7 protein-coding genes are annotated in these 10,495 nt (G+C 31.5%); 4 read left to right on the top strand and 3 right to left on the bottom strand.

Annotated features, from left to right (window positions below):
- Nucleotides 1-205: 205 nt before the first annotated feature.
- The 3 genes from B4E95_RS01450 to gldJ all read right to left on the bottom strand — a co-directional run bounded on the left by B4E95_RS01450 (nucleotide 206) and on the right by gldJ (nucleotide 3,722).
- Entirely contained in the window at nucleotides 206-640 is a 435-nt protein-coding gene (locus B4E95_RS01450) for a hypothetical protein (RefSeq protein WP_291089366.1), read from the bottom strand.
- 107 nt (nucleotides 641-747) lie between these two features.
- On the bottom strand, nucleotides 748-2,028 hold the full coding sequence (locus B4E95_RS01445; protein ID WP_291089363.1) for a UDP-N-acetylmuramoyl-tripeptide--D-alanyl-D-alanine ligase: 1,281 nt from the start codon (nucleotides 2,026-2,028) through the stop codon (nucleotides 748-750).
- 65 nt (nucleotides 2,029-2,093) lie between these two features.
- A complete protein-coding gene (gene gldJ, locus B4E95_RS01440) occupies nucleotides 2,094-3,722 on the bottom strand; it encodes a gliding motility lipoprotein GldJ (protein ID WP_291089369.1) in 1,629 nt (542 codons plus the stop codon).
- A 164-nt stretch (nucleotides 3,723-3,886) separates the two neighbouring features.
- Between gldJ and porU the strand changes: the two genes are divergently transcribed.
- From porU to B4E95_RS01420, 4 genes are all read left to right on the top strand, one after another.
- A complete protein-coding gene (porU, locus tag B4E95_RS01435) occupies nucleotides 3,887-7,750 on the top strand; it encodes a type IX secretion system sortase PorU (protein ID WP_291089360.1) in 3,864 nt (1,287 codons plus the stop codon).
- Nucleotides 7,751-7,786: 36 nt separating this feature from the next.
- Nucleotides 7,787-8,992, top strand: coding sequence for a type IX secretion system outer membrane channel protein PorV (porV, locus tag B4E95_RS01430; protein WP_291089357.1), 1,206 nt, complete (start codon nucleotides 7,787-7,789; stop codon nucleotides 8,990-8,992).
- Between the two features lie 126 nt (nucleotides 8,993-9,118).
- A complete protein-coding gene (locus B4E95_RS01425; RefSeq protein WP_291089354.1) occupies nucleotides 9,119-10,024 on the top strand; it encodes a pirin family protein in 906 nt (301 codons plus the stop codon).
- A 7-nt stretch (nucleotides 10,025-10,031) separates the two neighbouring features.
- A complete protein-coding gene (locus B4E95_RS01420) occupies nucleotides 10,032-10,433 on the top strand; it encodes an OsmC family protein (protein WP_291061660.1) in 402 nt (133 codons plus the stop codon).
- The last annotated feature ends 62 nt before the right edge of the window (nucleotides 10,434-10,495 follow it).

Genomic DNA, 10,495 nt, shown 5'->3' with positions numbered 1-10,495 from the left:
TTAATAATTATTTATTGAATATATAAGCGTTTTTCAAAATTTTTAAATTGAAATTATTTAAATTTAGTTGTTCAATAAGTGGAAGCTTTTTATTATATAACAAAATTGTAGAAATCTGTTTCATATATTTTATCTTGAAAAGGTTACAAATGTATATATAAAAGACACATCTAAAATTAATAAATAGTTAAATTTAGTGCTTCTTTTACTTACTATAATTTTGATAAATCACCAATGAATCTTGAATTTGTTTATTTAATAATTTGTATAAGTCAGGTTGATTTAAAGAAACTCCAGCTATCGATTTCAATTTTTTCTGAAAATTCTTAGAACCTAACAAAAATTTTGCTCGATAAGAATCTTTACCCATGACTTTTTTGGCTTGCAAATCTTTAAAATCTTTTCTAATTTTTCGTGCATATAATTCAGACAAGTCAAATTCCAACTGCATTTCTTTTAAAATTTCTGCATGTTGCATGGATAGCCACGAATTACTTTCATAAAATTTGTTGGTAACCCAAAGTTGAGGAAGTTCTCCTGTAGGTTCTGTAATTTGCCAACTTAATTTTGAATCTAAAAATCCTTGAGGAACCTTTGTTTGACTAGGTTTCTTTTTGAAGTTTTCGTAATTAAGCTTCATATCTTTTTTCCATTCAATTACGATTGAGCTTGAAGAGAATGATAACAGAAAAGAGTAATTATAAAAAAGAATATTGATTTATTCATTAGATAATCAATGTGTTGATTTTAAATGTTTTCTAACAAGTCAAGTCTCATCCCATGAGAACCTTTTATCAAAATATTTTGAGTTTTGATTGGATTTTCTTTCAAACATTCTTCAAAGGCAACACGGTTTTCAAATTTTTGTACTTTTGGATTATTCGTAATTGTTTCACCAAAATTATGTCCTAGAATAAAAATTTGATCAAAATCTAAACTTTCAGCTAAATCTAAAATACGTTGATGCTCAGCTTTGGATTCTTCTCCAAGCTCAAACATATCACCAATAATAATTGTTTTAGAACCTTCAAATTTTGCAAAATTATTTAACGAAGCTTCCATACTACTTGGGTTTGCGTTGTACGCATCCATCACAATTTTGTAATTTTCTTTATTGATAATTTGTGAACGATTATTTGATGGAAAATAATTTTCTATTCCTTGTTGAATAGTTTTAGCATCAATCCCGAAATGTTGTCCAATTGCAATTGCACATGAAATATTGCTAAAATTATAGTTTCCTGTTAAATGAGATTGAATTTTTAAATCTTGGTATTTAACCGCCAAATATTCAGTTTCATTTTCTATCAATTCGATTTGAACATCTGTATTATGTTGATCAGAAAATGTAATTCGATTAATATCTTTAGTTTTTTCAACTTGAATAGGATCATTAAAATTGACAAAAGCAGTTCTGTTATTTGCTCTCAAAAAATCATATAACTCAGATTTTCCTTTGATCACACCTTCAATTCCTCCGAAACCTTCTAAATGTGCTTTACCAAAATTGGTGATATATCCATAATCTGGCTGAGAAATTGAAGCTAATAACTCGATTTCTTTTTGATGATTAGCACCCATTTCTATCACGGCAATTTCTGTGTTTTCTGGAATAGAAAGAATTGTTAAAGGAACTCCGATGTGATTATTCAGATTTCCGAAAGTATAATGCGTTTTGAATTTCTCTTTTAAAACAGCTGAAATCAATTCTTTTGTCGTTGTTTTACCATTAGAACCAGTCAATCCAATAAATGGTATTTTAAGGTAATTACGAAAAGTTCTCGCTAAATCTTGTAGAGTTTCTAAAGCATCATTAACCAAAAAAATATTTTTAGATGTATTTTCAAATTCTTTTTCGTCAACAATTGCCATTGCAGCTCCTTGATTGATCGCTTCTTGAGCGAAAGTATTTCCGTTGAAATTAGCTCCTTTTAAAGAAAAAAAGATACAATTTTGTGAGATGTTGCGTGTATCAGTCGTAACGATTTTCGATTTAAGAAATTGATCGAATATTTCTGCTGTTTTCATAGTGTAAAAATAAAAAATCTCGATGAAATTAATCACCGAGATTTAAAATATTTTGTAAAGGATTATTATCCTCTACGTTTACGTTTTGATTCGAAACTACCAGAATATTCTTGTGCTACACGGAAACCAATCCAGTTTGTTGCACTTGCTTGGTGTAAATAACGTCTTTGTCCTGGATCTATCCAGTAAATAGGGTCTTTCCAAGAACCACCTTTTACAACACGTGTTTCATCAGAGATATCAGAAGTACGTTTAGAAGAATCTTTTTCTAAGATTACTCGACCTTTTTCATCTACTCTAAATTTACGTTGAGGAGCGTTGTACATATCTTCTGTCGCTTTATCAGCAGATTTTCCTTGTTCAGTACGTGGTGATAAAGAAGAATTAGGGTCACCATCACGATAATTTGTTAAATCGTATTCTGTTTGTTTTTTGTAAGCACCTGGTAATCCTCTATAAACTAAACGTCCGTTGTCTAATGTATCATATTCAACATTTGTTTCGTCATATTTTTCAAAACCACCTGCTCCGTTGTCAATTTTTGTTTTTAAAATATTTCCACGGTAGTAGTTGAAATCGTTTGCTTCTTCATCAATAATTGGACGATAAACATCAGAAACCCATTCAGCAACATTTCCTAACATTCCGTAAAGACCAAAATCATTTGAAGGATATTTACGAACATCACTTGTAATTGCAGAACCATCGTTACCAAATCCTCCAATTCCAGAGTAATCTCCACGTCCTTGTTTGAAGTTGTCTAAGTATTGACCTCTTTGAGCACCTTTCGTAACTCTCAAGTTATTTTGAGCAACATCTTTTCCTTTGTATTCGTTATATTCACGATTTCCAGGTAAAGCTAATGCTGCATATTCCCACTCAGCTTCTGTAGGTAAACGGAAAGGTTGAACTTCGTCTGAACCAGTTGCACGATTGGCTTTTAAAATACGAGTATTTTGCGTTTTGATTTGATTCGCTTTCATAATTTTCGTCGAATCAATCGCTTCGTTTACATTAGTATCGCCTAGCTTATATTGCTCAGCACTAAATGTTTTACTCCCATAATTATATTCCTCGTTATTATATAAATCTTTTGATAAGATTCCTTTATTCATTAAAGATTTTTCAACCGCACGATCTGTTAACCAATCACAATAGTTAACGGCTTGTAACCAAGAAATGCCAACTACTGGATAATAGCTGAATTCTGGAGAAAATAAATAATTTTCTGTAGAGAAATCATCACGAGATAATTGATTATTGAAAACCGTTTCATCTGGTAATGCTCCATTATAAATATCCTTGTATTGTGTGTCTTCTGGAGGGAAAACAACTTTCAACCAAGTTAAATATTCTCTATATTCGTAGTTTGTAACCTCAGTTTCACCCATAAAGAAAGATTTCACTTGCATACGAACAGGAGAATTATTCCAATCGTGTAACACGTCATCTTTCGTAATTCCCATCGTAAAAGATCCACCTTCGATGAAAACCATTCCAGGCCAAGCTTTGATGTTTTCTTTCTTTTTACCTGAAAAAAACCAACCTTTACTATCGTTTGGTTTCCATCCTGTACGACTTGTGAAATTTTTTGTTCCACCTCCTTTTTTCTTTCCTGAACTGCTTGCACAACCCATGAATACACTCATAGTAACAGCTGCAAGAGCAAGAGAAAAAATACGTCCTTTATTCATTTTCATAGAATATTTCTGGTTTTCGAAAATTAAATTTAATGCAAATAAAAGCATTTGACATTAATCTTACAACGAAAAAATGCTTTATTTCTTGTATCAAACGTAAGAATTATTTTTTTATTTTACGATTGAAAATATATTTGTCAAAATAGCGTTATTCAGACATGAAGAAATATTTTATTTTAGTTGCAACTTTGCTTCAATTTCCTCAATTATTTAGTCAAAATTACAAAATAAATTGGGAGAATAATCAAACAATTTCTTTAACGAATGGAAATACGGTAAATGTGCCGTTTTTCTCGAATAAAGACAATTATTTTGTTGGAGGATATTTTCTTCCAGAATTTGTCGTTGAGTTAAATTCTACAAATCAAGAAGTTGAATTGTCAAATGTACAATTTAGAGAAATACAGAACGAATTGGCTGATTTGAATATTTCTTCGATTACAGATAAAATTAATTTTTCTTCATATAATATTATCGATAAAAATGGTCAGCAAAAACTGATTGTTAAAGTTGTACCATTTGTCAAACAAAATAATAAGATTTTAAAAATAGAATCTTTTTCAATTGTTCCGAAATCAGCGCAATCTCGAAAAATATCTTCTCAAAAATTAATTGATAATATAAGTGTTTTGAAAACGGGAGATTGGTACAAAATCAAAGTCTCGAAAGATGGAGTTTTTAAATTAGATAAAAGTTTCTTTACCAAAAACGGAATTCCGACCAATTTTAATCCAAAATCTTTAAAAATCTATGGAAATGGTGAAGGGCGTTTGATGGAAAATTTGACGGAAAATAGAATTGGTGCTCTTAATGAAATTCCAATTAAATTTGTGGGAGGTGATGATGGAAGTTTTGACAACAATGACTATGTGTTGTTTTATGCAAAAGGCCCGCATCAATGGTATAGAGATCATGCGACAACGTTAAAAGATATCAAACTGCGCTATAATTTATATGATGAGTCAGCTTATTATTTTATTAGTTTTAATGGAGTAGATGGAAAAAGAGTTGTTGAACAATCTTCAATTTCTGAAACAGCAAATAAAACTTTTTCAACGTTTGATAACCTTCAATTTCATGAGAAAGATTCAATCAATTTAAATAGTCTTGGACAAATTTGGGTTGGAGAAAATATTGGGTTAAAAGATGGTTTTAAGAAATCATTCAAAGCAAATTCTATTGCAAGTGGAGGTGAAGCATATTTACGATATGCTGTTGTAGGGAAAAATGCAAATAATAATGGATATACAGTTAATGTTAATGGGCAATCTTTTTCTGGTAGTTTAGGAACTTCAGAATTTTCAAGAGTACCAGAAAACAAAACCTTATCATTAACTTCAAATAATATTGATATTTCTGTCACTTCTTCGGGAGCAAACCCTTCTGCATTGGCTTATTTAGACTATTTGCAGTTACGTTTCAAAGATAATTTAAGTTATACGAACGAGCAATTTACATTTCGTTTTTTAGAAAATATTAATGATAATAGCGTAAATGCTTTTACGTTAAATAATTCTTCTAATGTAACTGTTTGGAATGTTTCTGATATTCATTCGATTTCTGCTCTATCTCCTGAAAGCAATTTGTATAAGTTTAGAACAACTATTCCAAATGAGTTTGTTGCTTTCCGTGATGAACATGCTTATAATGAAGTAAATTTTGTAGGACGAGTTCCAAATCAGGATATTCGTGGTTTGACAGATATTAATTATGTTGTGATCACGCATCCTAAATATATGGATCAAGCACAGCGTTTGGCAAAATTTAGAGAAAATCATGATAAGATAAATGTTGCCGTTGTGACAACAGATCAAGTATATAATGATTTTTCTTCTGGTAGTCAAGATCCAATTGCGATACGAGATTTTTTAAAGTTTTTGAAAGATAATCAAAGTCCAAACTTAGAATACGCAGTATTATTTGGTGCAACAACGTATGATCCAAAAAATAGGATAAAAGATTTCACTAATTATATTCCAACATTTACAGACGAACCTTCAACAAATATAGATGTTGCTATTGCAACAGATGATTATTTTGCAATGTTGAAAGATGAAGTAGAAATACTACCAAATAATGTTGATGGTGTTTATAAATATGATGCTCGCTGGTTTGATATAGCTGTTGGTCGAATTCCTGCTTCTAACTCTGATGAAGCAAAGGTTTTGGTTGATAAAATAATTTCATATTACGATAAAGTTCAAGGAAAAGGAACTTCCTATGGCGATTGGCGAACAAAAATTGTTGCAGTTACGGATAATGATAATAATGTAAATACTCCAGGTTTAAATGTCAGAATTGATACTGAATTTTCTAAGCCTGAGAATCAAATTTATACGATCAATAAGATATATTCGGGAGCTCATCAATCCGAAAGTACTTCTGCTGGAGTCAGATATCCAACCGTAAATCAAGCAATTCTGAATGGAATCGAGTTAGGTTCAAACTTCTTGATGTATTATGGTCATGGTGGTCCTCGTAGTTGGGCGCAAGAACGAATTATAACAGCAGAAGAATTAACAAATCTATCCAATTTTAATGCAGCTTATTCACGTTTACCTATCGTAACAACTGTGACTTGTGATTTTACAATTTGGGATTTACCGCAATATAATTCTGCTGGTGAAGCAATGTTGAAAAATGCAAATGGAGGAGCGTTATCTATGATTACGACTAACCGTCCGATTGGAACAGGTTATGGAGATTCGATGAATAATTTTTTGATCGAAGAATTTTTTAAGAAAGTTGGAATAGAAAATCAAACAATTGGTAAAGCGCTTAATGAAGCAAAATTAAATTATTCTCCAAAACATATAAATAACAAAAGTGTAAGTATTCTTGGAGACCCAATGTTGTCAATTCATCGTCCGCAACAAGATATTGAAATCATCAGCTTCAAAAATAAAAAAGATGTAGATGCTCTTGCAGGCGGTAAGATGCAAGCGTTAGATTTTATAACGATTACAGGTAAAGTAAATCAATTATCTAACACTTCTATTGATAATAATTTCAATGGGAAAATTGCGATTAGTTTGTATGAAAAACCTGAAACGAAAACCATTTTATCGGAGTCTAATTGGGCTGAAAAAACTTTCGAAACAGAAAATAAAACAATTTATAAAGGAACAGGAAAAGTTGAAAAAGGTGAATTTACGATTCAATTTTATGTTCCTAAAGATATCAATTACGAGCTAGGAAATCGTAAAATAAAATTTTATGCTTGGGATGAGAAAGATGGTAAAGATGCATCGACTTTAAAAACAATTACGATTGAAGGAATTAATGAAGAAGGATTAAATGATGATGAACGTCCGCAAGGAAAATTATATATGAATAATCTTCATTTTGCGAATGGAGGAATAACAGATCGTTCGCCTTATTTGGTGGGTTGTTTAACGGATAATTCAGGTATTAATGCAACAGGATCAAGTATTGGACACGATATTGTGGCAACCCTTGATGGTAAAGTACAAGATGCTTATGTGTTGAATGAATATTATGATGGAGGTGATGCAAATCCTTGTGTCAATAAAAATTTTGAAGATTACCAGAAAGGACAAGTAATGTATCAATTAAAAAATCTTGAACTTGGTCAACATACTGTGAATTTAAAATTTTGGGATATCAACAATAATTCGAATACTGCAACGTTAGACTTTGTAGTAATGGAAAATGGAACAGGACAATTGCATATTGATAAATTGCTAAATTGGCCAAATCCATTTACTAAGAATACATTTTTCCATTTTGAACATAATTGTGATTCTGAGTTAGATGTAATGGTTCAGATATTTACAATTTCAGGAAAATTAGTCAAAACTATCCGAAAAACTGTTTCTGCAGAACCTTTTAGAGAAGGATATCGAACAGGTAAATATGCGATAGAATGGGATGGTTTGGACGATTTTGGTGATAAAATTGGAAAAGGTGTTTATATTTACAAGGTCAATGTGAAAGGTGTTGATGATACAGTTTGTAAAGGATCAGCCGCAGCAGTTGAAAAACTTGTCATATTAAAATAATAAATAAAAAGAAAAAATATAATCAATATAACACGAATGAAAAAAATTACCGCAAGCTTATTGATTTTAGCATCGGCTTTTACCTATGCTCAAGATACAGGAAGTAATAATACAGATAAAGATTATACAAAATCAAATCCAATTTTAACGGGAGCTCCATTCTTAAAAATTTCGCCTGATGCACGTGCAGGTGGTTTAGGAGATCAAGGTGTTGCGACATCGGCGGATAACTATTCTCAGTATTGGAATGCTGCTAAATTTGCTTTTGCACCAGATTACTCTGGAGTAGCGTTCACCTATACGCCATATATGGGATCATTGGTGAATGATGTTTTCTTATTAAATGCAACTTATTACACTTTCTTAGGACAAGATGAGCGTAGTACATTAGGAGCAAGTATCTATTATTTCAATATGGGCGAAATTAAGTTAAATAGCTTAAATGCAGCTACTGGACAAATTCAAGAAGATGGTACGGCAAAGCCTAATGAGTTCTCAATCGACTTATCATATGGTTTACGTTTAACAGATAATTACTCGATGGCGGTAACTGGTCGTTTCATTCGTTCCGATTTATCTAATGGAGTAAGCGATGGTACAGTTCAGCCAGCAAATACATTTGCAGTTGATTTAGCAGGTTATTATCAATCAGAAACAATGGATACCAACAATTTTGAAGGTAAATTACGTGGAGGTTTCCAAATCTCTAATATTGGTCCAAAATTAGATTATTCAAATTCAGAAGATAACGCATCTTATTTACCAACAACATTACGTTTAGGAGTTGGTTATGATTTTAAATTTGATGATTACAATAAAGTAGGTATCACAACAGAGTTTTCTAAATTGTTAGTTCCAACACCTCAATATGAATATGATGAAGAAGGGAATATAACTAATAGTTACATCCCAAATAAAGGTGTAATGGAAGGTATCTTTAGTTCATTTGGAGATGCTCCTGGAGGAGGAAAAGAGGAGTTAAAAGAAATTATGTATTCTGTAGGTGCAGAGTATTCTTATAATGATGCTTTATTTATTCGTGCTGGTTATTTCCACGAAAGTCCAATGAAAGGAGATCGTCAACACTTGACATTAGGTTTAGGACTTAAATACAATTCGTTTGCATTTAATGCATCTTATTTAATTCCAATGTCAGATACAAACAATGCTTTAGAAAATACATTACGTTTCGGTATTGCTTGGAATTTTGGTGGAGAAACACAAAATAGCTACGATTACTAGAAATCGTTAAGATTAAGTTATAATTGGCTAACCTTTTGGTTAGCCTTTTTTTATTTATTAACTTAAATCAAGTTTGAAATTAATAGTTAAAACTAATTTTACATCAATTAAAAAACTAAACTTATTATGTCTAACGTTGGATTAATTTTAGAAGAAAAAGCTGCTGATATAGGAAATTTTTTGGTAGGTAGGTTATTACCATTTCGTCAAAAAAGACATGTCGGACCATTTGTATTTATCGACCATATGGGACCAACAAAGCTGAAAGATTATCAAAATCTTGATGTTGGACCGCACCCACATATTGGTTTATCAACTTTGACGTATTTATTTGAAGGAGCGATTATGCATCGCGATAGTTTGGGAACTGAATTAGAAATTCAGCCTGGAGCTGTGAATTGGATGACTGCTGGTAAAGGTGTTGTGCATTCTGAACGAACTCCCGAATATTTACGAACAACTGAAAAAACATTGCATGGTTTACAAATTTGGGTGGCTTTGCCAAAAGAATTAGAAAATATGGAGCCAAGTTTTGTTCACGTTGAAGCAGATAAATTACCAAATTGGTCAAACGAAAATGCAGATTATAAATTGATTGCTGGTAAGTTTGGTGAACATACTTCTGGCGTACCTGTTTATTCTCCTTTATATTTTATTGAGATTAAAGCTAAAAATGATTTCAAAGTTTCATTAGGAAAAGATTTGTATGGAGAATCTGCTTTGTATGTATTAGAAGGTTCTATCAAAGATGGAGGAGAAACATATGGAACAAAACAATTATTAGTAGCGAAAGAAGCTACTTTGTGTGAGTTCGAAATTGCGGCTGGTTCTACCGTTTATATTTTTGGAGGAGAAGAATTACCAGAAGAACATTTTATCTTTTGGAATTTTGTAAGTTCTTCAAGAGAAACGATTGAAACGGCGAAGGAAGATTGGATTAATCATCGTTTTCCTAAAGTTCCTGGAGATGACGATTACGTTCCGATTCCGCAAACTCAACAAAAATCTAAAATAAAAGAAAACGAAAAATAAATTGATAATGAGTGATATTAATGTAACATCAACTTCGACAGATAAAAATTATATTTCGAATATTAAAACTGGGAAACACGAATTTAATGTAGATGAACCTTTAGATAAAGGAGGTTTGGATACAGCTGCAAAACCAAGCGAATTGTTGGGAGCTGCGTTAGCTTCTTGTACTTCGATTACATTGCAAATGTATATGAATCACAAAGAATTTGCTTACAAAAAAGTTGAGGTAGATGTCAATTTTGATATGATTACAACTGAGCCAATTACTTTTCAACGTCATGTTATCATAGAAGGCGATTTCGATGAAAAGCAACGAACAAGATTATTGAAAGTTGCAAATTCTTGTCCTGTACACAAAGTGCTAGAAAAAGGTCACGAGATAGAAACAACGATAGAGTTTATTTAATAAAAAAATCCACTTCATCTGAAGTGGATTTTTTTATCTTAATATTGTCCCGTCCTGAAATA

Source organism: Empedobacter sp. UBA7494 (genome assembly GCF_002478465.1).
GTDB classification, from domain to species: Bacteria; Bacteroidota; Bacteroidia; order Flavobacteriales; family Weeksellaceae; genus Empedobacter; species Empedobacter falsenii_B.
Note: the sequence above shows the minus strand (reverse complement) of the source record. Positions and strands in the feature narration are given on the sequence as shown.